We start from the raw sequence: 23,357 nt of genomic DNA, 5'->3' as shown, positions 1-23,357 counted from the left end.
TTGATTATACTAGAAATTGGACATTGATCGAAAGGAACGGTGGCAACAATGATTCATCTATCATGGCGTGATCGTGAAACAGTAAAAAAAATAAAATGCGTTCACACGGATGCAAAAAAATACCTTGTCAATAACGCCTTAACGGCTGGGAAAATCTATGATGTGAAAAATGAGACAGAAGAATTTTATTACATTATTGACAATACCGGAAAAGTAGGCGGCTTCTACAAGGAATATTTCCAAGATGCATAGATAAACAGGACTGTGGAGCATAGCCCGCAGTCTTTTTATATGGAAAAAGTGGTAAAGATACGGTAACTGAAGGGGAGATATTTACTAATGGATAAATTATGGAACAACCTTTTTTCGTTACAAGGGGAAAATGTAAATTTGATTCCAATCAGTATGGACCATTTAGAGGGCTTATGGGAAGCGGCCAAACCAGATGAAATTTGGACGTATATGGCGACCAAGGTTCGATCGATAAATGAAATGGAACAAATGATTAAAGCAGCATTGAAAGCTAGAGAGAATGGATCAGAATACACTTTCACCGTTGTAAATAACGAAAATCAAGTGATTGGCAGCACCCGATTCTTAGACATATCCCCGCGACATAAAAGTGCTGAAATTGGTTCGACATGGTATCACCCAGATGTATGGCGGACAAAGGTAAATACAGAATGTAAATTCCTGTTATTAACGCATGCCTTTGAAAATTGGAACCTCACGCGTGTTCAATTAAAAACAGACTCTCGAAATGAAAGGTCCCAGCAAGCTATTGCAAGAATTGGAGCAGTAAAGGAAGGAATATTACGAAAAGATCGGATTATTTCCGATGGATACACCAGGGACACGGTCTTTTTTAGTATCCTTTGTCATGAATGGGACAATGTAAGAACTGAGGTTAAATTGAAACTGCAGTGAAGAGTAAGATGCCTGGTCAATTTGCCAGGCATTTTACTTCCCGACCCACTTTATATTACTTCGCATTAGGAAACACTCTGCGGATGGTATCGGAAAACTCATCGATAAAACCTGAAACCGGTCTACCATTTCGAATATCTCTTGAATAAGTATTCATTCGATCATAAAAATCAGGGTTAACAGAAATATAAACATTGTCAATGTCCCGATCAACAGATTTAACTGCTCTAGCAATCTTTTCTTTAATAGCTGAAGTCAATTCATTACGAGCTGAAACGTCCAATTTAGCCGCAACATAAGCATTATTATCGTTTATAATAACAGTTGCGTTGTCTACTTCTGTTAAGTTGATCACTTTATCAGCAGCTTTGTCCGCTACTCTAGTATTGGTTTGATTGCTTCCAACATGGTTATAATTGCGTCCATTGGTAATAGTGTTATAATTTCTGCTGCGATCTAATTCCGGATCACTAGTATCTGCACTTGAAATAGCTGGTCCGACCTGATTAGGGTTATTAAAATTCACTCTAGTTATTTCATCTGTATTTCGTTGCCGGGTTGCTACATCACCATCGATATTATTCTTTGCACAACCTGTTAAATAAAGACTCGAAACGAGGGTGGCAATGACGAATAAGCTGTTTCTCATGTTGTATTAACACTCCTTTGTCAAAGTACTACAATTAGGTTGCCATTTTTGTAAAAAACTATCCTAACCGGTTTAAGTTGATAATAATAAAAAGCAAAATGTTTAGGGGTGTGTGCTTTTGATATATTTCTTAGTTGGATTAGGCGGAGTCGTTGGAAGTTTGCTCCGCTATTTATTATCAGTTTTTGCTGTAGTGGTATGGGGGAAAGAATTTCCAATAGGAACCCTTTTAATAAATTTAACAGGTTCCTTTCTATTGGGTTTTATGACAAATCATTTTGTTAGTTCCAATAAGCTTCATCCGTATTTGTTTACCGCACTTACCACTGGTGTCATTGGTTCGTATACTACCTTTTCAACTTTTTGCTTTGAAACAGTTCATTTACTTGAAACAGGAAAATACATATTTGGCTTCCTTTATTTAATTGTTAGTTTATTTGGAGGTCTATTTTTGGCTAAGGCAGGAATGTTACTTAGTGAACAAGCAAAAAAATCGAGGAGAGTTATATGATTGAGATTATATTTGTTTCAATTGGTGGTTTTTTTGGAGCGATTAGCCGCTTTGCGATTAGCAGAAACCAAAATAAAACAGGCTTTCCCTCAGCTACCCTAACAGTCAATTTAATTGGTGCTTTTTTATTGGGGTTACTCCTCGGGCTGAATGTAAAAGGGTCATTATATTCCTTAATAGGTATTGGATTTATGGGGTCATTTACGACTTTTTCGACATTAATGCTTGAATCGGTAAATCTTAAAAAGGAAAAAAAGAAAAAGCTTTATTACAGCTATTTGCTAAGCAGTTTCACGATAGGAATCATACTTACCTTTTGTGGGCTATTGTTAGGAAGCTGGATCTAAAAAAAGAAGCATCAAAGGATGCTTCTTTTTTCAATCTGATTATTTTTGTTTGACTTGGACTTTTGGTGTTTTATTTATCTGATAAAGACTTTTGCTAATCATAGTTTGTACAATTAGGAATGTACCGCCAACTACCCAATAAAGAGGCAGGGCTGCTGGTGCATTAAAAGAAAACATGACAATCATTAATGGAGAGAGCAATCCCATGTATTTCATTTGGTCTTGCTGTGCTGTTGGCATATTGGACTGGGAAACTTTAAACTGGAAGTAGTAAATAACCCCGGCAATGATTGTAATAATAATGTCTGGATTTCCGAGACTAAACCATAAAAACTCGTGGGTTTTAATTTCTTCAGAACCGCGAATCGCATAATAGAAGCCAGTTAGAATAGGCATTTGAATGAGCAATGGCAAACAGCCCATATTTAATGGATTTACCCCGTGCTTTTTATAAAGGCCCATCATTTCCGCTTGTAGTTCTTGCTTTTTCTTAGGATCCTTTTCAGTTTTCATCTTTGCTTGAATAACGTCCATTTCGGGTTTTAATACATCCATCTTTTCCTTCATACCCATTTGATTTTTATACTGCCTAAGCATTAACGGCATTAACGCTAGTCTGATAACTATTGTAACAATAATTATGGCCAAACCATAGTTTCCGTTAAAGAATTCAGCAACGGAATGGATAGATATAGAAAAAGGATTGACAACATAATGTTGAAAAAATCCAGTATTGTTAGTTCCTTTTTGTGTTTGAGATGAACAAGCCGATAGCAATAATGTTATTAAGCCAAGCAGTGAGAATAATAGTAGTGAAGATCGTTTTGTTTTCATATTTCCTCCTAGAATGTTGTAAATAAATTGTGTTAAGTATATAGGAAGGAAATAGGCTCTTCAGTATCATCCTGAGAATATTCTTTTCTACGAAAATATATAACAATTCTTTTCAGAATATAGCTTCCATTTAAACAACTTTTCTTACGGTAAAATGCCAATGGGTGAATAATTTCTGTTCTTGCTTGATTAGATAAGGAGCCAAGAAAAGAATATTCCACACTCCAAGCCCATAAGAATTTTAAAGTAATTCCTAAATAAATACTGACGTAAAGGGCGTTTAGGGCATTGATATCTGAAATATCTATAAGCAATTGAAACAAAAATTATCACCTCACTTAATTGTCAATGATATGAGTATATAGTAGAAAGAGTAAAGAATCAATTTTATAATTGCGATTATACCATATTTTGAAGACATTACTAATTGGACAAATAAGTTCTTAAAAAAACACTGATTCAGAAGTGAATCAGTGTCCAATCGGTGCCTTCCAGCTTGCAGTTATCAATTTATAAGCAAACTCGACTTTTTCCTCTGTAGGTGGTTCGACAGAGTTAAGTTGATATTCAAGTCCTAGAGCTTCCCACTTATAAACACCGAGCTTGTGATACGGCAGGATTTCAATCTTTTGGACATTTTTAAGCGTTCCGATAAATTCACCGAGTTTTTCCAGATCTTCAGGATCATCCGTAACCGTAGGGACAAGCACATGGCGTACCCAAACTGGAACTTGATGGTCTGATAAAAATGTTGCAAATTCAAGGATATGATCATTGGCCATGCCAGTTAGCTGGATATGCTTTTTTCGGTTAATATGCTTCAAATCGAGAAGGATTAAGTCAGTATACTGTAAGAGTTCTTCAAGCTGTTCAATAAAAAGCTTGGAATGGGAGAAACAGCCACCAGAAGAATCGATGGTAGTATGAATCCCTTTCTTTTTGCATTCCTTGAACAATTCTATTAAGAAAGGAATTTGCAACAGTGGTTCTCCACCACTTACTGTAATACCGCCACCCGACGATTGGATGAAGGGGAGGTAAGACATTAGATCATCCATGATATCGGAAACAGCCATTTCTTTGCCGCTGCCGATTTCCCAAGTATCAGCATTATGGCAAAACTGGCACCTTAATAGACAGCCTTGTGTAAAAATTACATATCGGATCCCTGGTCCGTCGACTGTCCCTAATGTTTCGATTGAATGAATATTTCCGTTCATGATGATGATCCCCCTTTAATTTAATAGGAGCCCGATATAAAGGGCTCCTGGTATTGAACTAGTTCTCTGATTCCAGCGCCTAGCAGCGCTTCCGCTTTATAATGATTCGTGGAAAGTACGATTAATAACGTCTAATTGCTGTTCTTTTGTTAATTTAATAAAGTTTACTGCATAACCAGATACACGGATTGTTAATTGTGGATAAAGCTCTGGGTGTTCCATTGCATCAATTAATGTTTCTCTATTAAAGACGTTAACATTTAAGTGATGACCTGATTTGATAGCATATCCATCTAGGATGGATACTAGGTTGCGCACTTGGCTTTCTTCTTCTTTACCTAAAGCTTTAGGCACGATTGAGAAGGTATTTGAAATTCCATCCATTGCATAGTTGTAAGGAAGTTTTGCAACAGAAGAAAGGGAAGCTAATGTTCCTTTTGTGTCACGTCCATGCATTGGGTTAGCACCTGGTGCAAATGGTTCTCCCATACGACGGCCATCAGGTGTGTTACCAGTTTTCTTACCATATACCACATTTGATGTAATCGTCAGGATTGAAAGTGTATGAACTGAGTCACGGTAAGTCTGGTGCTTGCGAAGCTTTTTCATAAAGGTTTTAAGAACTTCAACAGCAATCGCATCCACACGGTCATCGTTGTTTCCGTATTTAGGGAAGTCACCATTCGTTTCAAAATCAACCGCAAGACCATTTTCATCACGGATTACCTTAACTTCACCATATTTAATGGCACTAAGTGAATCAGCAACAACGGATAGGCCAGCAATACCAGTTGCCATCGTACGAAGGATCTTGGTATCATGTAACGCCATTTCAATTCTTTCATAGCTGTACTTATCATGCATATAGTGAATTACATTTAATGTGTTAATATAAAGTCCAGCAAGCCATTCCATCATAAGATCAAATTTTTGCATGACTTCTTCATAATTTAATACTTCAGAAGTAATTGGCTGATATTGTGGTCCAACTTGGATTTTTAATTTTTCATCAACGCCGCCGTTAATGGAGTAAAGAAGTGCTTTTGCTAGGTTTGCACGAGCTCCGAAGAATTGCATTTGCTTACCAATTTCCATAGCGGATACACAGCAGGCAATTCCATAGTCATCGCCATATTCTGGACGCATAAGATCATCGTTTTCATATTGAATGGAGCTAGTTTTGATTGACATTTTTGCACAATACTTTTTAAAGTTCTCAGGTAACAGCGGTGACCATAAAACCGTTAAGTTTGGTTCTGGTGCGGCACCTAAATTATCTAATGTATGAAGGAAACGGAAGGAGTTCTTCGTTACAAGAGAACGACCATCATTTGCCATACCGCCAATTGACTCCGTTACCCATGTAGGGTCACCGCTGAATAATTCATTATAATCTGGTGTCCGTGCAAATTTAACGAGACGAAGTTTCATAATAAAATGATCAACAATTTCTTGTACAGCTTCTTCAGTTAATGTACCGTTTTGTAAGTCTCTTTCTACGTAAATATCTAAGAACGTTGATACACGACCAAGGCTCATCGCAGCACCATTTTGTTCCTTGATCGCTGCTAAGTAACCAAAATACACAAACTGGAATGCTTCAGCAGCATTTTTAGCAGGCTGGCTGATATCAAATCCATAGCTGTTTGCCATTTCCTTCAGTTCTTTTAACGCACGAATTTGTTCAGCGAGTTCCTCGCGAAGACGCATGTTATCTTCAGTCATTACTTTGCTTGTGTTCTTTTGATCCTTGTGCTTTTCTTGGATTAAGAAATCAACACCATAAAGGGCAACCCTACGGTAATCACCGATAATACGACCGCGGCCATATGCATCAGGAAGTCCAGTAATGATTGCAGCTTTACGTGCAAGCATTATTTCATCGGTATAGGCATCGAAGACACCTTGGTTGTGGGTTTTACGGAACTCAGTAAAGATTTTTTCAATTTCAGGGTTTAATTCGTAACCATAAGCCTCACAAGCCGCTTTCGCCATGCGAATGCCGCCAAATGGCTGCATAGAACGATTAAAAGGTTTATCAGTTTGTACACCAACTATTTTTTCAAGATCTTCATTAAGATATCCAGGACCATGGGAAGTAATAGTAGAAACGGTTTCTGTGTCCATATCCAATACTCCGCCATTTTCACGCTCTTGCTTTGTTAATTCCATTACTTGATCCCAAAGTTTAGTAGTTGCTGCAGTTGGACCTGCTAAGAAAGATTCATCTCCTTCAAAAGGAGTAAAGTTTTTTAGGATAAAATCGCGAACGTTAACTTCTTTTGACCATGCACCTTTGGTAAATCCATTCCATTTTTCCATCATATTTCACCTCATATTTTTTATAAAAGCTATATAACAGTTTTGGTATTTACTTTACGAATAGAGTATAACAGATATATTGTAAAAAAAGGTACGCATATTAGTAACTAATTGTTAAGGTTTTGTGAAGTCTGATTTAAAGGGATATTTTTCATTATCCTAGGCTGATTCGTTCTGACATTTAGATTAAAAAATAAAAACTGTACTATAATTATTAAGGGTAACAGATAAACTGTTATATAGAAAAAATCCAATAATAACAAGGTGTCAATGGTATTAATTATTAAAACAGAACTACAATTGAAATAAAAAAAGCAGGAGAAAGATCTCCTGCGTTAATCTACCACAATATAAGCAATCATTGGGCCATTTTGTGACCGGTCTGAATGAACCTCACAAATCAATCGATAGGTTCCTTCTTTTTCAAACTGGAGAGGAACAATGGTTTCTTCTCCTTTTTTCACTATCCCTTTTATTTTTGTTCCTTCTATATAAAAAGGATGCTCTTCACCGTTAATCCCATTAATGAATAACCTTACTTTTTCGTCTTTTTCTAAGAAAACTGTACCAGGATCCCAGCGGTAAGCCTCCATTTCTCTTCCGTTTTTCATTTTTGTACTGAATTCCGCAGTAACCATGTGAATTTCACGGATATTTGCTTTTCCTTGCTGATTAAAGACAGTTGTATCTCCAGCTTTTAATATGAACCATGCCGATAGCGAAACAAGTACAACACCAATAGCTGCAAAAAATAGTAGTGTTTCCTTTTTAAATACTACAAATTTCATTTGGTACCCCCTCGTATATTTGTCCTACTTTATTCATATGCCTATTAGGTGAGTAAACTTGTCTCTTTTTTATTATTTTTGTACTCCTTTTGATAAATAAATCTCTTTACTCTTGGTTCTCTATCAATGGTTGAACATTTAAAAAAATGTCTACAATGAGTATTAATATCCAGCAATGTGAGGAAATATTTCTTTGTTTTTCCTATAGAAAAGTTTATAGTAAAATCAGGAATTAAAAGAACACTTGCGGAGACTAGGTTGAATTAGCTGAAAAATTAGGTGGTTAGCTTGTTGGGGATTCGAAAAGAAAAGATTTTAAAAATCGCTAAATTTATTTTCCCGTTGTTACTGTTAATCTTTGCAATTATTGAAATAAAAAAATTCACCCAAAACTTAAATATACAGTTACTGAAGGATGAACTTAATCAGCTTAATATCGGGCTTCTTCTATTAATAATAGCAATCACCTTTGTCGCTGTTTTACCAATGTTGCTATATGATGTGATATTAGTCAGGATATTAAAATTGAAAGTCCCAATTCGGGATCTTTTGGAACAATCATTCATTGCGAATTCCTTTTCAAATTTAATCGGCTTCGGTGGATTAATAGGGGGAATGTTAAGGACGTACTTCTTTCATAAGCTCGAACAGGACAAGCGAAAGCTTTTGGGGGTTATTGCTTCTGTATCCTTATTTTATTTAACAGGGGTATCAGTTTTATCATGGATCGTTATAATAAAGCATCGAAATTTTCCACTGTTTGTTGATACAAGATGGCTCTATTTTGCTGTTCTTGGAGTCGGTTTATACTTACCGCTTTTTATAATCATCCATATGATTAAATCAAATAAGGGCAGTCAGTCACTATTAAGTACAAATATTACATTGAAGCTTATCTTGGTTTCAATTATCGAATGGCTCGCAGTATTTTTTGCAATTTTGATCTTATGCAGGATTTTGGGGATTTCAATTACTGCAGACAGTCTATTTCCTGTCTATATTGTAGCTGCTTGTGCAGGCATCATAAGTATGATTCCAGGAGGGCTAGGATCCTTTGATTTAGTGTTTATTTGGGGGATGCAAGAGTTATTTATTCCCGAAGAAAAAGTGCTTGTTTTGCTTTTATTTTATCGGATTGGGTATTATTTTTTACCATTCCTTTTAAGCCTTGTATTCTTTGTTAAGCTTTATTGGGAAAAATGGAACCAAACCTGGAATGATCTTCCTAAAGCTGTTGTCCAAGGACTTAGTCATGTCTTGTTAACGATGCTTGTTTTTTTATCAGGTTTAATCTTGCTTTTATCTGCAAGTATCCCTGGAATTATGTCCAGACTAAAGGTAGCCCAGGAGCTTTTATCGTTTCCAATCATTAACGTATCACACCAATTATCGGTGGCTGCAGGGTTTTTATTACTAGGATTATCTCGAGGAATTGAATATAGTGTGAAGAGAGCGTATGAGTTGACAATGTTCGCCCTAATTCTAGCGGCACTATTCTCTATTTTTAAAGGGATTGATTATGAGGAAGCGATATTTTTAATTATTGTCGCCCTTTTACTACGGATGTCAAAAGGTCAATTTTATCGTGAGAGTTATGTACTGACTTGGGGAAAAACGATCTTTGATATTACGATTATTCTAATGATTACTGCAATGTATCTCTTAATAGGGTATGCAAACCTGCCGATCTCAAAAATAGAAATCCCTTCCAAGCTTTTGCCTTATGTAATTGTCGATTATCGGGATTTATTTACGAGTGCTGTTATAGGACTTGTCATTGCTTTATTAATACTTATGTTTGGCTATTTAATCAGTTTGCCTAAAAAGTGGTCATTGGAGAAGTCCTATGGTCGAGATAAAGAAATTATTGCTCATTTAACCAAGTATCAAGGAAAGGTACTTTCCCATTTAATTTTTTTACATGACAAATTAATCTTTTGGAACAGTAAAAAGAATGTTTTATTATCCTATCAACAATATGCAGACAAGTTAGTTATTCTCGGCGACCCGATTGGGGAAAAAAACGAATTATCTAATGCAATTGAGGAATTTCAGGAAATAGCCGATTTACATGGTTTTACTCCTGTTTTTTATCAGGTAAGTGATGATATGCTTCCGTATCTCCACGGCCATGGCTTTGCTTTTTTTAAATTAGGTGAAGAGGCGTTTGTTGATCTGAAGAATTTTTCCCTTTCTGGAAACAAAATGAAGGGCTTACGGACATTAAGAAATAAATTTGCTCGAGCAAACTATTCTTTTGAAGTAGTTGGCCCTCCATTTACACCAGGGCTGGTGGAAGAACTTAGAGAAATATCTAATGAGTGGCTTCTAGGGCGAACTGAGAAGGGTTTTTCTTTGGGGTTCTTTGATGAAGAATATTTAAATAAGGCGCCGATTGCTATTTTAAAAGATGAAAATATGCAAACACTTGGCTTTATGAGCATTATGTATGTATACGATGACTATCAGACGATATCTGTTGATTTAATGAGATTTAGACCCGAAGTATCATCAGGAACTGTTGATTATCTCTTCCTTTGTTTATTTGATTGGGCAAAGGAACAAGGGTACGGCCGCTTTAATATGGGGATGGCCCCACTTGCGAATGTAGGATTATCAAGGTTTTCTTTTCTAGGCGAGAAAATTGCTGCTCAAATTTTCTTGCACGGACACTTTATTTATCATTTCCAAGGTCTGAGAAAATTTAAGCAGAAATATACAAACATATGGGAGCCTAAATACTTGGCTTATCGCAGAAAATCGTCATTACCATTAATAATGGCTCAAATAACTTTATTGATATCAAAAAAAAGAAATTAGAACTATTACCGGCGGAAGATACCTGCCGGCTTTTCTTTTTCCTATAATTGATCTTTAATTAATAATTTCTATTTTGAAACTATTATTTTGCAAAACTATCTGGTAATATTAATTAGGAAATAATGTATAAGTTGGGTGTTATCTATTGAAAAAGTTAATATCGTTAATTATTTTTATCCTACTTATTTGTTCTAACCATTTAAACACCTTTGCGGCAATAAATGGTCCGATAGAACTGAAAAGTAAGGGGGCTGTTCTGTTAGATTCAGATACAGGTGCTATTCTCTTTGCGAAAAATGCCAATCAAAGAATGTACCCTGCAAGTCTAACGAAAATAGCAACTGCAATCTATGCAATTGAAAAGGGAAACTTGGACAGTATCGTAACTGTTAGTGGTAATGCAGTTAGACAAGAGGGAACAAGGGTATATTTAGATGAAGGGGAAAAGATCCCTTTAAAGAAATTGATCCAAGGCATGCTAATTAATTCCGGAAATGATGCAGCTGTAGCAATTGCGGAACATTTAGATGGAAGTGTCGAACAGTTTGCTGTTCATTTGAATGGGTATTTAAAATCAACGATTGGCGTCAAGAACACCCATTTTATCAATCCCAACGGTTTGTTTGATAAAAACCACTATACGACAGCAATGGATTTAGCAATAATAACTAATTATGCAATTAAGAATCCCATTTTTGCTGACATCTTTGGAACAAAAGTCCTCAAATGGGAGGGGCAATCTTGGAAAACGAATATCCTAACCCACCACCGCATGCTTAAAGGAGAGTTAGCTTATCCAGGAATAACTGGCGGCAAAACAGGGTATACAAGTGAGGCAAAACAAACTCTGGCTACTACAGCTAGAAATGCAAAATTAGGGTTGACAGCAGTCGTTTTAAATTCTGAACAACAAAGAGAGAAATATGATGATACAGCCCGTTTGTTTGATTATGGTTTTAAGAACTTTCAGCATTCAATATTAAAGCAAGATGAAATTTACATAAAGGATAATAAAGAATTTTGCCCTGAAATGGACACCCTGATCACTGAATCAATAAATGGGACCATTAAAGAGGTAAATACTGAGGGGAAACTATCGATAAAAAATACTAACGGGCAAGTGGTCCAGTTAGTACCATTAAAATATAAAGAGCCAATTCCGGAGAAGGTTACAATTAAAAGCGATAAAATTAGTGTTAAGAAACAACAGGTTTCCCATTTTAATGCGATATATGGGATCATTATCATCGCATTTGCGGGAATTTTTATAGGTGTAAGGAAGAAATTCATAAAAAAATACTAATCTTATCATAAAAGCCATGGGAAGGATGAAACCTTTTCATGGCTATTTTTGTGTTACATTGGTAGCAAGTAACATTAAGGATGAGATAATAATCATCGATATGACAAGGAGCCAGGCTAATTTCATGTTCCCAGATTCCATGGCTATATAAATGGCTGTGGGAGCGGTTTGTGTTTTTCCAGGAATATTGCCGGCGAACATGAAGGTTGCTCCGAATTCACCTAATGCTCTTGCAAAACTAAGAATAAGGCCCGTAATAATCGATCTTGTAGATAATGGCAGGGTTACAAGTAAAAATACATTCAGTTCGTGAGCACCATCAACTCTTGCTGCTTCTTCTATTCCCTTATCAACAGATTGAAAACCAATCTTTACCGTTTGATACATTAAGGGAAAAGCAACAATGGTTGAAGCAATCACTGCAGCAAAAGGTGTAAAAATAATGGAACTATCAAATAGTTTATTTATTATTGAACCAACCGGACTATTCCCACCAAAAAAGAATATCAGTAAAAATCCGATCACTGTAGGAGGCAATACGTTTGGAAGCAACAGAAAAATTTCAATGAGCATTTTTCCCCTAAAGAGTCCTTTGGATAGTAATCTAGCTAATAAGATTCCAAACACAAACACTAAGGTAACAGAAATAGACGCAACCTTTAGCGATAAAATAATGGGGGACCAGAATTCACTTTGCATCAAAAAGATCAATCCAATACTTTAAAACCATATTTTTTAAATATCGCTCGTGCCGAAGGAGTTTGTAAATAATCTTAAAATAGAGAAACCTCTTTCTTGTTAACAGATGACTTTATAATACCTGCAGAATAAATAATTGGTTCGTGAGACTGTTCCTCAGCGACAGTAATAACCTTTACTTTATCAGATCCTTTTAGATCTGTCATATAGACGATGCCAGCATCAACACTTTTCGTCTCCACATAGGTAAGAACCTGGCGAACATCTTTTGTTTGAATTATTTTTGATTGTAATCCGTCCTTCTAAACATCTTCATTCATAATCATTATAGCAAATTGATTTAATCATAAAAGAATAGAAAAAAAAAAAAGACTAAAGTAAATCCTTTAGTCTTTGAAAAATAACCTGATTATTGTAGTCTACTTTCGACTTGTTGACATACTTCATCAGCAGACAGGCCATTTGCGTCTATAACTGATCCTTTTGTAAAGGTATCCTGCATACCCATTACATTAGAATCTAGTCCTGTAACCACACAGCAATCACAATTCTGAGCATCCGACTCTTGCTTTAATTCGATCACATCATGTCCTTTTTCACGTAAAGCCTGTTGAACTTGTGCAAGAGATTGTTCCACACCAATTTTTGCCATACAAAACACCTCCTCCTCTAAATTATCTTGCCTAACTTTACCGTAATTATTCGGAATAAGTAGCTATAATCATCCAAAAACTAATAGGGGAGGTGTACAAAAATGGGAAAACGTAAAAAGGATCCATCGACAATCGGGTTGGCTTCCCCGCAAGTAGAAGGTCAGGGAACAACTACAACCGAAACAGGTTCACGGACTGAACCATCATCAAGCAGAAAACAGAAAAAAAGCTAAAAAAACAGGCACCCACGTTACAGACCGTGGGTGCCGTCTAATTATTTATTAGTACATCTGTGCAACTTGCTTCTGTATCTCATCATTTTCAAGATATTCGTCGTAGTTCATTTGCTTATCTACTAAGCCTTTTGGTGTTAATTCAAAAATTCGATTAGCAATTGTTTGGATAAATTGATGGTCATGGGATGCAAAAAGCAACGAGCCCTTAAAGTTAATTAGTCCATTATTAAGAGCGGTGATCGATTCTAAGTCTAAATGGTTAGTTGGCTCATCAAGAAGTAGAACATTCGCTCCATTTAACATCATTTTTGAAAGCATACAACGAACTTTTTCTCCCCCTGAAAGGACACTTGCTTTTTTCAGTACTTCTTCACCAGAGAAAAGCATTCTTCCTAAAAATCCACGTAAAAAGCTCTCGCTGTCATCTTTAGGTGAGAATTGACGAAGCCAATCCACTAGGTTTAAGTCACTGTTTTCAAAATACTCGGAGTTATCCTTCGGGAAATACGCTTGAGAAGTAGTAATACCCCATTTAAAGGTACCACTATCTGCTTCCATTTCGCCCATTAAAATTTTAAACAGTACCGTCTTAGCAGCCTCGTTTGTTCCAACAAGAGCAATTTTATCACCCTTATTGACAATAAAATTAACGTTATCAAGAACCTTTACACCATCAATGGTTTTTGTTAATCCTTCAACGCGTAACAAATCATTACCAATTTCTCGGTCTGGCGTAAAGCCAACAAAAGGATACCGGCGAGATGAAGGTCTAATGTCATCAAGCGTAATCTTATCAAGTAGCTTCTTACGAGAAGTAGCCTGTTTTGATTTCGAGGCATTGGCACTAAAGCGTGCAATAAAGGCTTGTAATTCCTTGATTTTTTCTTCCTTCTTTTTATTAGCGTCTGAAGTTAATCTTGTAGCTAATTGACTTGATTCATACCAGAAATCATAGTTACCAACATAAACTTGAATTTTCCCAAAATCTAAGTCGGCGATATGAGTACAAACCTTATTAAGGAAATGACGGTCATGGGAAACAACAATAACAGTGTTTTCAAAGTTAATTAAGAAGTCTTCCAACCATTGAATGGCTTTGATGTCCAAGTGGTTTGTAGGCTCATCGAGAAGTAAAACGTCTGGTCTGCCAAACAAAGCTTGTGCAAGCAGCACTTTCACTTTTTCTGACCCAGTTATTTCAGCCATTTTCTTATAATGAAGGTCCTCACCAATGCCAAGTCCTTTTAGAAGAATAGCTGCTTCTGGTTCTGCTTCCCAACCGTTTAATTCGGCAAATTCACCCTCAAGCTCAGCAGCCTTCATACCGTCTTCATCCGTGAAGTTTTCCTTCATATAGATAGCGTCTTTTTCCTGCATAACTTGGTAAAGTCTCGTATGACCCATAATGACAGTCTTTAATACTTCGTATTCTTCATATTCAAAATGGTTCTGCTTTAACACAGCCATCCGTTCGTTAGGTCCGAGCTGAACAGTTCCTGTTTGTGCTTCAATTTCACCAGATAGAATTTTTAAAAAGGTTGATTTTCCGGCACCATTTGCACCAATTAGTCCGTAGCAGTTACCAGGATTAAATTTAATGTTTACATCTTCGAATAATTTCCGGTCTCCATATCTTAAACCTACGTTACTTACAGTAATCATATTTAAAACATCCTCCAAGAACAAAATATCTACTGATTATACCATTAAAATAGTAGAAGAGCGAATTCTTTCAGATGAAGTTCCTTTTAAAAGAAAAATTTTCTAAAAAAATTTCTCCGATTTCACACTTTATTCATATTTTTGATGTAGAATTGGGATATGAAGCTAGTAAAAGAAGGTGTGAGAAATATGGCGAAGAATCAACTGACTGAACTCGTTAACAAGTTAAAAAAGGCCGGTATAAAAGCGAGTTTAACAAAACCAAAGTCTAATTACCTATTGTCTTTACAGCAAATAAAAAAATACCCTTCATCCGTGAATTAAAGAAAAAAGTAATAAAAAGCGATTAATCCCAAGTGGACTAATCGCTTTTTTGTTTAGTCTAATTTATCCATTACTGTGTCATAAACTTCTTTTTTATTAAAGTCTTTTCCCATTGGAAACTTGTCGATGAATTTATTGTTTTCATCAACTAGGAAGGTAAAGGTTGAATGGATGAATTGACCATTGCCAGGATCTTTAAATTGAAATTGCATCGCATCCGCAACCTTTTTCATTTCTTGGCGGTCCCTTTTTATGTTTTGCTTGTCTCCTGTTAAGAATAGCCATTTTTTGTTATTCTCTATCTCAAACCCCTTCATATAACTAGTTAATATCTCGGGAGTATCTCGATATGGATCGATGGTAATTGTTAAAAATTCAATATCCTTACCAAAAACGCCAATCTTTTCAAAATCTTTTTTCAAGTCAATCATTTTTTCGGTGGTTGTTGGACAAATATCAGGACAATGAGTGTAGATGAATTCAACAAGTTTTAATTTGGTATGATCCTTACCAAAATTATATGAATCACCGTTTTGGTCTACCAAGGTAACTTCTGCAGGTATTTTCGCATTTGCATCGCGAATGAGAAAGAAAGAAATTCCTGCTGCAATCCCAATAAACACAGTAAGACTGCATATTAAATAGATCTTTTTCATATGTATCCCTCCTACCATAAAGATAAAGAAGTTATTCGAAAAAAGATATGGATATTTTGTGAACAAAAGTTAATGCAAATTTAAAGTGATTCCTTTATACTGTAATATTATTGATTATATTTTTTAAAAATTTAGAATATTGCTGATTGTACTTTTTTATTCCAGAGAAAAGGAGGGCGATTTAGTGAAAAAAGTGCTGACATTTTCTAGTCAAATATTGATATTAATTGTGATTTATCAGATTGGAAATCAAATTGCACGAATTCTTCATTTGCAAATTCCAGGAAATGTTATCGGTATACTACTCCTTTTAGTTTTACTCTGGACAGGTGTAATAAAAGTCGAACAAATAGACGTAGCGGCCACATGGTTATTAAAACATTTAAGCTTTTTTTTCATTCCTATTGCCGTAGGATTAATGACATTGGGGCCTATCTTCATACATAAGGGCGTCAGTATCTTATTTGTCCTTGTAACAAGTACTTTTATTGGACTTTTATCGGCAGGTAAAGCCACCCAATCAGTGATTATGAAAAAAGAAAAGGTGAAAGTGAATTATCATGATCACAGTTTATAGTATTTTCCTAACAGTTGCTGTTTATAAACTATCTCGCGGGTTTGGCCAAAAGTATTCCTCCCCTTTAACGAGCCCAGTATTCTTAAGTACATTCATCATTATTATCTTATTAGTAGGATCACATATTACTTATCGTGAATATATTCCTGCTAAAAAAATTATGACTTACCTGCTTGGTCCAGCAACAGTAGCCTTAGCAGTGCCAATCTATAAGAATCGGAATTTGATTGCAAAGTATAGGGTTGCTGCTTGCGTTGGACTTTTAATTGGGACATTTACAACGATTACCACTGCCCTAGTTATTGCTAAATGCTTCTATTTCTCTAAAATGCTACTTCTTTCGTTAACAATAAAGTCAGTTACGGTCCCAGTTGCAACAGAAATTGGGAAAATAATTAAAGCTAATGTATCACTCATTGTTGCTTTTGTTATTCTTACTGGAATGATTGGAGCTATGTTTGGTCCAAAGCTTCTGACTATATTTAAAATTCATCATCCTTTTGCTCGAGGCTTATCAATCGGGACCATAGCACATGGAATTGGCACAGCTGAAGCAGTCAAGGAAGGAGAAATCCAGGGAGCTGTTGCTGGAGCAGCAATGGGAATTGCCGCCTTATTAATTTCGTTTATCGTACCATATCTAATTCCTTATTTCCTATAGAAAAACTAAAGCCTTCCATTTAATAGGAAGGCTTTAGTTTTTTCATAATTTAAATAGAAAAAATCTCTACTTTTCTTTTTTATTATCAAGGTACATTCCTGCAAGTAACTTCTTGACTTCATTATAACTTAAGCCAGATTGGCTATTTAACCTCTTGACTTCTTCGATATCCGTTCCAACGATTGTGTATTGGTTTTTATTTGTAAACATTATTTTTCCCACTCCTATGGATTTTATGGAAATGAAAAGCCGCTTTTTTGTGCATACTAATAAAAAAGGAGGCGGTTCCCATTTTTTACGGTAAAAGAGCTAAAGAAGAAGAAATTGAAACAATCTTGGTTGATACTGAAATCTATTCTTGTATAGATGAAGCGTGTATAGGTTGGATGAGGAAAGATTTTGTGGCAGATGACTTACTCTGCCCAATGTGTGGCAATGAAATGCTACAGGAAATGAGAGAACTTCCGCAAATTTAAGTATTTATATATTTGTAAAGACTGTCATAGATAAATGACAGTCTTTTCTTATTCACCAAAATCAAAAAAATGTGTATCATATGCCTTTTTTGCTGCATCAGAGCTGCTAAAAAGTGCATCATCTTCTTCAAGGTCAAGAAATTTCTCATTAAGATATAACGCTAAGTTATCAGGGTTATTTGGATGTTGGACAATTTCGGCGGCTTTAATATTTGCGGCAGTTAGAAAAGTAGGATTCCGATAAATAATATAAACTTCATCACCCGGTTTAGCATTAGCTATTTCAATCATTCCCATATAATTTAACCGCCTTTCTATAGATTTTCATTTTGCTGTTGAATCTCATCTCCGCTAATTAAAGTGTTGGCTTCTTCAAGATTTCTAAGTTCATCCACTGAATCACCTGAAACAGTTTTCGTACGGCCAGCAAAAGTTTCTTTTAGAGGGTCACTTGTTCGTTCAGTTCGAGAATTATCCTTTTTAAACATTCAATTCAACTCCTTATCTTAAGGGTTTGCTTCCCTAAAAGGGATTATGCCTTCCTAATTCTCTCCAAAACGGAAATAAATTGAATACAGTAGATACCATTAATGATTAATATCAAAAAAAACTCTCCAAAAATGGAGAGTTTTTTTTGAACTATTCCTCTTTTTTAGCTAAACAGCGGTCACATTCCATAAAGTAACTTTCTGCTTGTTCCTCCATGTGCTGACCACACTCTGAACATTCCTTTTTTTGCAAAGTACGAAAAAACTCAACTGGACTCATTAACATAATAAAAATCCCCCTTTATTAATACAGTTTATTTTAATCGCTCTTGTTATAGTACAGTATAGCCGAAATAAATTAAAATGTGTAGACTTTTTTTAAAAAAATCAGCCCTTTTTAAAAATCCTCTTTTTTAGCTAAACAGCGGTCACATTCCATAAAGTAACTTTCTGCTTGTTCCTCCATGTGCTGACCACACTCTGAACATTCCTTTTTTTGCAAAGTACGAAAAAACTCAACTGGACTCATTAACATAATAAAAATCCCCCTTTATTAATACAGTTTATTTTAATCGCTCTTGTTATAGTACAGTATAGCCGAAATAAATTAAAATGTGTAGCCCTTTTTTAAAAAAATCAGCCCTTTTTTAAAAAATAAGTCTTTTATCATAAGAATTAATTTATTCCTTTTTTCTTGTTTTAAATGAACGGTTATTTATCGGTTAAAATAAAGGGAAATTAACAATCTTCGATATTTATTCTTCCATAACATTACGATTTACATTACAATCATAGTAGAAAAGCAATATAGAAACTGGGGAGATGCTGGTAAATGATTGCAATGATCGGGACTTTTCAACCTTATTTCATTATTATTGCCATTGGATTAACCATCATGGCATCATATACAGCATTAGATATGTTTACCTTAATTAAGTCGTCTGAAAAAAATAAGAGGCTCCTGTTTTTGGGTGGAACATTATCTATGGGAATCGGGATTTGGATCATGAACTTTATCGGACTCATTTCAGAAGATACAAATCGGTTCGCAAGTTATCAAATTCCACTTACGATTCTTTCAATGGTTATTGGGATTGCTTTTACAGGAATGGCTTTCCTTTCATTTTATGGAAAACAAATTAAATATTATCATTTAATCGTGGGCAGTGTATTTCTAACCTTTGCATTAATTGCCATACAGGTAATCGGATTATATGCAATGAATGTAAATATTAAATTTAATTTCCTCTTGCTTGTTTTTTCAGGACTTTTAATCTTTGGTTCCTTTTTATTTTCTTTATGGATTCTTTTTTCTTCAAAAAGTTATACCCAAAGTAATCAGGTTTGGTTAAAACCAATTAGTGCAATCATTATGTCATTAGCAATTATCGAAGGTCATTTTCTTTTAAGGAGAGCCTCATTTACGACAACAAAGGTTCTTGGGAGATCTAGTTCTGATAGTTCCTTTATTATTTATTTGGTATTATTCGTGTCTATATTAATTATCGGTGGACTAATCTTATCGAGTACATTAATTAGTAAACAATTAGTGGCAACCGATACAAACTTAAAAGACATCAAAGCTGCACTGGATGCTTCAACCATTGTTGCGATTACAAACCCAGTAGGAACAATCATTTTTGTAAATGATAAATTTGAAGAAATTTCTAAATATAAAAAGGAAGAGATTATCGGTCAGAACCATAGAATAATAAATTCTGGCTATCATTCTAAAGAGTTTTTCAAAGACCTATGGCGTACGATACAAGCTGGACAAATATGGCGTGGGGAAATTCGTAATAAAGCAAAGGATGGAACGTTTTATTGGGTTGATACTACCATTGTTCCTTTTTTGAATAAAAAAGGTAAACCTGTGCAATATATTGCAATACGTTCAGATATTTCTGACCGCAAAAAGGCGGAAGAGCATCTTAAGGAAACAATTAAAGAGAATATTGATATAAAATTTGCGCTTGATCAATCATCAATTGTCGCATTTACAGATGCAAAAGGAATCATCACCAGTGTAAATGACAAGTTCTGTGAGATATCTAAATATAATCGAGAAGAACTCCTGGGGAAAGACCACAATATTCTAAATTCTGGGTACCACTCAAAGGACTTTTTCAAAAATCTTTGGAAAACTATTGGTTCTGGAAATGTCTGGAAGGGAGAAATCAGAAATAAAGCTAAAGATGGAACTAATTATTGGGTGGACACAACCATTGTTCCATTTATTAATGGTCAAGGAAAGCCATACCAATACCTTGCAATTCGCAATGATATAACAGAGCGGAAGAAAACAGAAGAGGTCCTCCATCGCCAGGATAAGCTCGCGGCTGTTGGACAATTGGCTGCAGGTGTTGCTCATGAAATCCGGAATCCACTAACCTCGATGAAAGGGTACGCGGAATTCTTGCAGTTAGACGAAAAAGATCCGGAGCGAATGGAGTTTTTGAGTATCATTTTAGATGAAATTGAACGGGTTAATACGATTGTTGAGGACTTTATGGTATTGGCAAAACCAAAGGCAGTGGAATTGGAAGAAAAAAATGTTGTTCCTGTTATTAAGAATGTCGTATCCTTGCTTGAATTCGAAGCGAGAAAGAAAAATGTTCTTTTGACCTTTGATTGTAACCATGAAATTATTCAAATTGAATGCGATGAGAATCGCTTAAAGCAGGTATTTCTGAATTTCATTAAAAACGGAATTGAAGCTATGCCTAATGGTGGCGAATTACATGTTAAAACAATCATACATGATAATAATGTCCAAATTTCTATTCAAGACACAGGAGTAGGAATATCCAAAGAAAAATTAAAGAAACTAGGAGAACCTTTTTACACAACCAAGAAGAATGGTAACGGCTTAGGCTTAATGGTTAGTTTCAAAATTATTGAAAGCCATAATGGTAAGGTGTTTGTGGAAAGTGAACCTAATAAAGGAACAACTTTTAATATCTTATTACCGGCAAAAATTGCCTGAAAGCGGGGGATCTAATCTCTCGGTTTTTTTTTAATATCCAAAATTTTCATTCAAGAAAAAGACAAATATTCTTTGAAAAAGAAATCCACAATCTTATTAAATAGATTAATATGGTAATAGAGGTATTAATGTTTTTATAGGGGAGTGAAAATGGTGGGAGAAGCAAATTTTGTTAAAACGATCTGCGGTTACTGTGGTACTGGATGTGGCTTAGTCCTTGAAGTACAAGACAACAAAATCATGAAAATCCGCGGTGACAAGGAAGCACCAGTGAACAAAGGGCAAACATGTGTAAAAGGCGCATTTGCCTATGAATACGTACATGCAAAAAATAGATTAACATCTCCACTAATCCGTAAAGCAGGAAAGCTAGTTGAAACCACTTGGGATGAAGCATATCAATTCATTGCTCGTCAATTATCCAACATAAAAACTACGTGGGGTCCAGACTCGATATCCATGTTCGCTTGCGCGAGAAATACAAACGAATCCAATTTTGTAACTCAAAAATTTATGAGGGCGGTCATTAATAGTAACAATATTGATGGCTGTAACCGTACTTGACACGCCTCTAGCGTTGCCGGTCTGGCAACTGTTTTTGGAAGCGGTTCACCGACTAATACACTAGATGATATTGATCGAGCAGAAGTGTTACTTTTGATGGGTTCAAATACAACAGAGGCACACCCCATTATTGCAAATCGTATGAAAAAAGCTGCAAAATCTGGTTTGAAAATAATTGTCATAGATCCAAGGAAAATAGATATGGTAAAATCTTCCCATCGCCATTTGCAATTAAATGTGGGCTCAGATATTGCTCTTATCAATGCTTTCATTAGAGTCATCTTAAAAGAAGGTTTATACAGTCCGGAGTTTGTCCAACAGGTTACGCTTGATTTCGAGAAGTTAGAAAAGCAAGTCGAGCCTTTTACGCTGGAATACGCTGCATCGATTACAGGTTTAAATGCAGAAGACATTGCTGCAACTGCAAGAGAGTACGCCACTTCAAACGGTTCGATGATTGCGTACACGCTCGGGATTACGGAGCATCACTGTGGTGTAAATAATGTATTTGATATAGCAAATCTTGCATTATTAACTGGGAATATCGGTAAACCAGGCTCTGGTGTCATGCCGCTTCGAGGTCAGAATAATGTTCAAGGTGCAGGTGATATGGGCTGTTTGCCAAACCAATTAACAGGTGGAATGAGCATAGTAAATCGTGATTCCCGGGCGCGGTTTGAAAAGGAATGGAATGTTGAACTAAACCCAAGAGTGGGTGACACACAAACGAGAACTTTTGATCGGATCGAGTCGGGTGAATTAAAGGCACTTTATGTCATTGGTGAAAACCCGCTCCTTGCTGATGTTCATATGAATCATACACAAACATTGTTTGAAAAGCTTGATTTATTAATTGTTCAAGATATTTTCTTAACGGAAACAGCAAGAATGGCTGATGTTGTTTTACCAGCACGTTCATGGGGTGAGGTGGATGGAACATATACCAACACCGACCGGAGAGTTCAAAGAGTTCGCAAAGCGGTAGAACCACACCCAAATGTGAAAGAAGACTGGGAAATCCTATGTGACCTTTCTACGATTATGGGCTATCCAATTCACTATAACAACAGTGAAGAAATCTGGGATGAAGTTAGAAAACTAGCTTGGGAGATGTACGGGGGCATATCGTATGAAAGACTTGAAAAAGAGTATGGTATTCATTATCCTTGCCCAGATGAAAACCATCCAGGAACACTTATCTTGCACGAGAGGTTCCACCAAATGGAGTCGACATCAACAAAGTCATCATTTGTACCGGTAGATTATACTGCACCATTGGAACTCCCTGATGCTGAATATCCATTTACACTAACAACAGGAAGACGTTATGAATCTTACAATACACATTCTCAGACGCGTCATTATGCTGCTGGAGTTAAATTAAAACAAACAGAAGAAACTGTTGATATTCATCCAAACGATGCTGCAGCTTTAGGTATAACAGATGGTGAAGTGGTACAGGTTCGCTCGAGAAGAGGAGAACTACAGGTAAAGGCGAAGATTACCGAACAAGTAGTCCCAGGGCTCGTTTTTATGAGCTTCCACTGGAGTGAAACACCGACCAATGTCTTAACCTTAAATGAGTTTGATCCTATTTCAGGAACAGCCGAATATAAGGCTTGTGCGGTTGCAATATCGAGGATATAGAGAATTT

The 23,357-nt window shown here is 35.8% G+C and carries 27 protein-coding genes and 1 pseudogene; 12 read left to right on the top strand and 16 right to left on the bottom strand.

All coding sequences use genetic code 11. The features are described from left to right. The first annotated feature begins 48 nt into the window (after positions 1-48). The gene (locus AB7942_RS19485; RefSeq protein ID WP_088088630.1) at positions 49-252 is read left to right on the top strand and encodes a DUF6501 family protein; all 204 of its coding nucleotides are present in this window, start codon (positions 49-51) and stop codon (positions 250-252) included. A gap of 87 nt (positions 253-339) precedes the next feature. After that, entirely contained in the window at positions 340-927 is a 588-nt protein-coding gene (locus AB7942_RS19480) for a GNAT family N-acetyltransferase (protein ID WP_369448154.1), read from the top strand. A 55-nt stretch (positions 928-982) separates the two neighbouring features. Here the strand turns inward: AB7942_RS19480 and AB7942_RS19475 are convergent, their stop codons facing one another. Further along, the gene (locus tag AB7942_RS19475) at positions 983-1,576 is read right to left on the bottom strand and encodes a YhcN/YlaJ family sporulation lipoprotein (protein ID WP_369448153.1); all 594 of its coding nucleotides are present in this window, start codon (positions 1,574-1,576) and stop codon (positions 983-985) included. A 118-nt stretch (positions 1,577-1,694) separates the two neighbouring features. Between AB7942_RS19475 and crcB the strand changes: the two genes are divergently transcribed. Both crcB and AB7942_RS19465 read left to right on the top strand, forming a co-directional pair. Further along, positions 1,695-2,087 carry a fluoride efflux transporter CrcB gene (gene crcB / locus AB7942_RS19470; RefSeq protein ID WP_369448152.1) on the top strand — a complete coding sequence of 131 codons (393 nt, stop codon included), beginning with the start codon at positions 1,695-1,697 and terminating at the stop codon, positions 2,085-2,087. After that, a complete protein-coding gene (locus AB7942_RS19465) occupies positions 2,084-2,434 on the top strand; it encodes a fluoride efflux transporter FluC (protein WP_088088626.1) in 351 nt (116 codons plus the stop codon). The genes crcB and AB7942_RS19465 overlap by 4 nt, the downstream gene beginning before the upstream one ends. A 39-nt stretch (positions 2,435-2,473) precedes the next feature. Here AB7942_RS19465 and yidC read toward each other — a convergent pair whose 3' ends face one another. The 5 genes from yidC to AB7942_RS19440 form a co-directional block, all read right to left on the bottom strand. Then, the gene (yidC, locus tag AB7942_RS19460) at positions 2,474-3,268 is read right to left on the bottom strand and encodes a membrane protein insertase YidC (RefSeq protein ID WP_369448151.1); all 795 of its coding nucleotides are present in this window, start codon (positions 3,266-3,268) and stop codon (positions 2,474-2,476) included. A 32-nt stretch (positions 3,269-3,300) separates the two neighbouring features. Beyond that, positions 3,301-3,591: a hypothetical protein gene (locus tag AB7942_RS19455; protein ID WP_088088624.1), complete on the bottom strand. Its 291-nt coding sequence runs from the start codon at positions 3,589-3,591 to the stop codon at positions 3,301-3,303. Positions 3,592-3,738: 147 nt separating this feature from the next. Next, positions 3,739-4,488, bottom strand: a complete 750-nt coding sequence (pflA, locus tag AB7942_RS19450) for a pyruvate formate-lyase-activating protein (protein WP_369448150.1) — start codon at positions 4,486-4,488, stop codon at positions 3,739-3,741. Between the two features lie 96 nt (positions 4,489-4,584). Then, a complete protein-coding gene (pflB, locus tag AB7942_RS19445; protein WP_369448185.1) occupies positions 4,585-6,810 on the bottom strand; it encodes a formate C-acetyltransferase in 2,226 nt (741 codons plus the stop codon). A 335-nt stretch (positions 6,811-7,145) separates the two neighbouring features. After that, positions 7,146-7,598, bottom strand: a complete 453-nt coding sequence (locus AB7942_RS19440; protein WP_369448149.1) for a cupredoxin domain-containing protein — start codon at positions 7,596-7,598, stop codon at positions 7,146-7,148. A gap of 291 nt (positions 7,599-7,889) precedes the next feature. Here AB7942_RS19440 and mprF point away from each other — a divergent pair, with 291 nt between their 5' ends. Together mprF and AB7942_RS19430 are read left to right on the top strand one after the other, a co-directional pair. Continuing rightward, positions 7,890-10,418 (top strand): bifunctional lysylphosphatidylglycerol flippase/synthetase MprF, encoded by a 2,529-nt coding sequence (mprF, locus tag AB7942_RS19435; protein ID WP_369448148.1) that lies wholly within the window; start codon positions 7,890-7,892, stop codon positions 10,416-10,418. 145 nt (positions 10,419-10,563) lie between these two features. Further along, the gene (locus AB7942_RS19430) at positions 10,564-11,721 is read left to right on the top strand and encodes a D-alanyl-D-alanine carboxypeptidase family protein (RefSeq protein ID WP_369448147.1); all 1,158 of its coding nucleotides are present in this window, start codon (positions 10,564-10,566) and stop codon (positions 11,719-11,721) included. Between the two features lie 42 nt (positions 11,722-11,763). On the opposite strand, the gene modB is transcribed toward AB7942_RS19430, so the two are convergent. The 3 genes and pseudogenes from modB to AB7942_RS19415 form a co-directional block, all read right to left on the bottom strand. After that, on the bottom strand, positions 11,764-12,420 hold the full coding sequence (gene modB / locus AB7942_RS19425; protein WP_369448184.1) for a molybdate ABC transporter permease subunit: 657 nt from the start codon (positions 12,418-12,420) through the stop codon (positions 11,764-11,766). A gap of 8 nt (positions 12,421-12,428) precedes the next feature. Next, positions 12,429-12,713 (bottom strand): annotated as a pseudogene (gene modA, locus AB7942_RS19420) (molybdate ABC transporter substrate-binding protein); the annotation flags it as partial. A gap of 116 nt (positions 12,714-12,829) precedes the next feature. Further along, positions 12,830-13,072: a YkuS family protein gene (locus AB7942_RS19415; protein WP_026563751.1), complete on the bottom strand. Its 243-nt coding sequence runs from the start codon at positions 13,070-13,072 to the stop codon at positions 12,830-12,832. 102 nt (positions 13,073-13,174) lie between these two features. Between AB7942_RS19415 and AB7942_RS19410 the strand changes: the two genes are divergently transcribed. Further along, positions 13,175-13,306, top strand: a complete 132-nt coding sequence (locus tag AB7942_RS19410; protein WP_335439024.1) for a YuzL family protein — start codon at positions 13,175-13,177, stop codon at positions 13,304-13,306. A 48-nt stretch (positions 13,307-13,354) separates the two neighbouring features. Here AB7942_RS19410 and AB7942_RS19405 read toward each other — a convergent pair whose 3' ends face one another. Both AB7942_RS19405 and AB7942_RS19400 read right to left on the bottom strand, forming a co-directional pair. Then, positions 13,355-14,971: an ABC-F family ATP-binding cassette domain-containing protein gene (locus AB7942_RS19405; RefSeq protein WP_369448146.1), complete on the bottom strand. Its 1,617-nt coding sequence runs from the start codon at positions 14,969-14,971 to the stop codon at positions 13,355-13,357. Between the two features lie 377 nt (positions 14,972-15,348). After that, positions 15,349-15,951 carry an SCO family protein gene (locus tag AB7942_RS19400; protein ID WP_369448145.1) on the bottom strand — a complete coding sequence of 201 codons (603 nt, stop codon included), beginning with the start codon at positions 15,949-15,951 and terminating at the stop codon, positions 15,349-15,351. 184 nt (positions 15,952-16,135) lie between these two features. On the opposite strand from AB7942_RS19400, the gene AB7942_RS19395 reads away from it, so the two are divergent. Together AB7942_RS19395 and AB7942_RS19390 are read left to right on the top strand one after the other, a co-directional pair. After that, positions 16,136-16,528 (top strand): CidA/LrgA family protein, encoded by a 393-nt coding sequence (locus tag AB7942_RS19395; protein WP_369448144.1) that lies wholly within the window; start codon positions 16,136-16,138, stop codon positions 16,526-16,528. After that, positions 16,512-17,189, top strand: coding sequence for an LrgB family protein (locus AB7942_RS19390; protein ID WP_369448143.1), 678 nt, complete (start codon positions 16,512-16,514; stop codon positions 17,187-17,189). Before AB7942_RS19395 ends, AB7942_RS19390 begins: the two co-directional genes overlap by 17 nt. Before the next feature lie 66 nt (positions 17,190-17,255). Here the strand turns inward: AB7942_RS19390 and AB7942_RS19385 are convergent, their stop codons facing one another. Next, positions 17,256-17,399, bottom strand: a complete 144-nt coding sequence (locus tag AB7942_RS19385) for a hypothetical protein (RefSeq protein ID WP_088088611.1) — start codon at positions 17,397-17,399, stop codon at positions 17,256-17,258. 47 nt (positions 17,400-17,446) lie between these two features. Between AB7942_RS19385 and AB7942_RS19380 the strand changes: the two genes are divergently transcribed. After that, positions 17,447-17,665 (top strand): cold-inducible protein YdjO-related protein, encoded by a 219-nt coding sequence (locus tag AB7942_RS19380; protein WP_251032777.1) that lies wholly within the window; start codon positions 17,447-17,449, stop codon positions 17,663-17,665. Between the two features lie 48 nt (positions 17,666-17,713). Here AB7942_RS19380 and AB7942_RS19375 read toward each other — a convergent pair whose 3' ends face one another. From AB7942_RS19375 to yhfH (AB7942_RS19360), 4 genes are all read right to left on the bottom strand, one after another. Next, positions 17,714-17,962: a transcriptional regulator SplA domain-containing protein gene (locus AB7942_RS19375; RefSeq protein WP_088088610.1), complete on the bottom strand. Its 249-nt coding sequence runs from the start codon at positions 17,960-17,962 to the stop codon at positions 17,714-17,716. 17 nt (positions 17,963-17,979) lie between these two features. After that, positions 17,980-18,153: a hypothetical protein gene (locus AB7942_RS19370; protein ID WP_179195901.1), complete on the bottom strand. Its 174-nt coding sequence runs from the start codon at positions 18,151-18,153 to the stop codon at positions 17,980-17,982. Between the two features lie 151 nt (positions 18,154-18,304). Next, entirely contained in the window at positions 18,305-18,439 is a 135-nt protein-coding gene (gene yhfH, locus AB7942_RS19365) for a protein YhfH (protein WP_088088609.1), read from the bottom strand. 111 nt (positions 18,440-18,550) lie between these two features. Then, a complete protein-coding gene (yhfH, locus tag AB7942_RS19360) occupies positions 18,551-18,688 on the bottom strand; it encodes a protein YhfH (protein WP_369448142.1) in 138 nt (45 codons plus the stop codon). Between the two features lie 297 nt (positions 18,689-18,985). On the opposite strand from yhfH (AB7942_RS19360), the gene AB7942_RS19355 reads away from it, so the two are divergent. Beyond that, positions 18,986-21,139 carry a PAS domain S-box protein gene (locus AB7942_RS19355; protein WP_369448141.1) on the top strand — a complete coding sequence of 718 codons (2,154 nt, stop codon included), beginning with the start codon at positions 18,986-18,988 and terminating at the stop codon, positions 21,137-21,139. A 150-nt stretch (positions 21,140-21,289) separates the two neighbouring features. Beyond that, positions 21,290-23,350, top strand: a complete 2,061-nt coding sequence (gene fdhF, locus AB7942_RS19350) for a formate dehydrogenase subunit alpha (RefSeq protein ID WP_369448140.1) — start codon at positions 21,290-21,292, stop codon at positions 23,348-23,350. The last annotated feature ends 7 nt before the right edge of the window (positions 23,351-23,357 follow it).

This window comes from Neobacillus sp. BF23-41, assembly GCF_041106275.1.
Note: the sequence above shows the minus strand (reverse complement) of the source record. Positions and strands in the feature narration are given on the sequence as shown.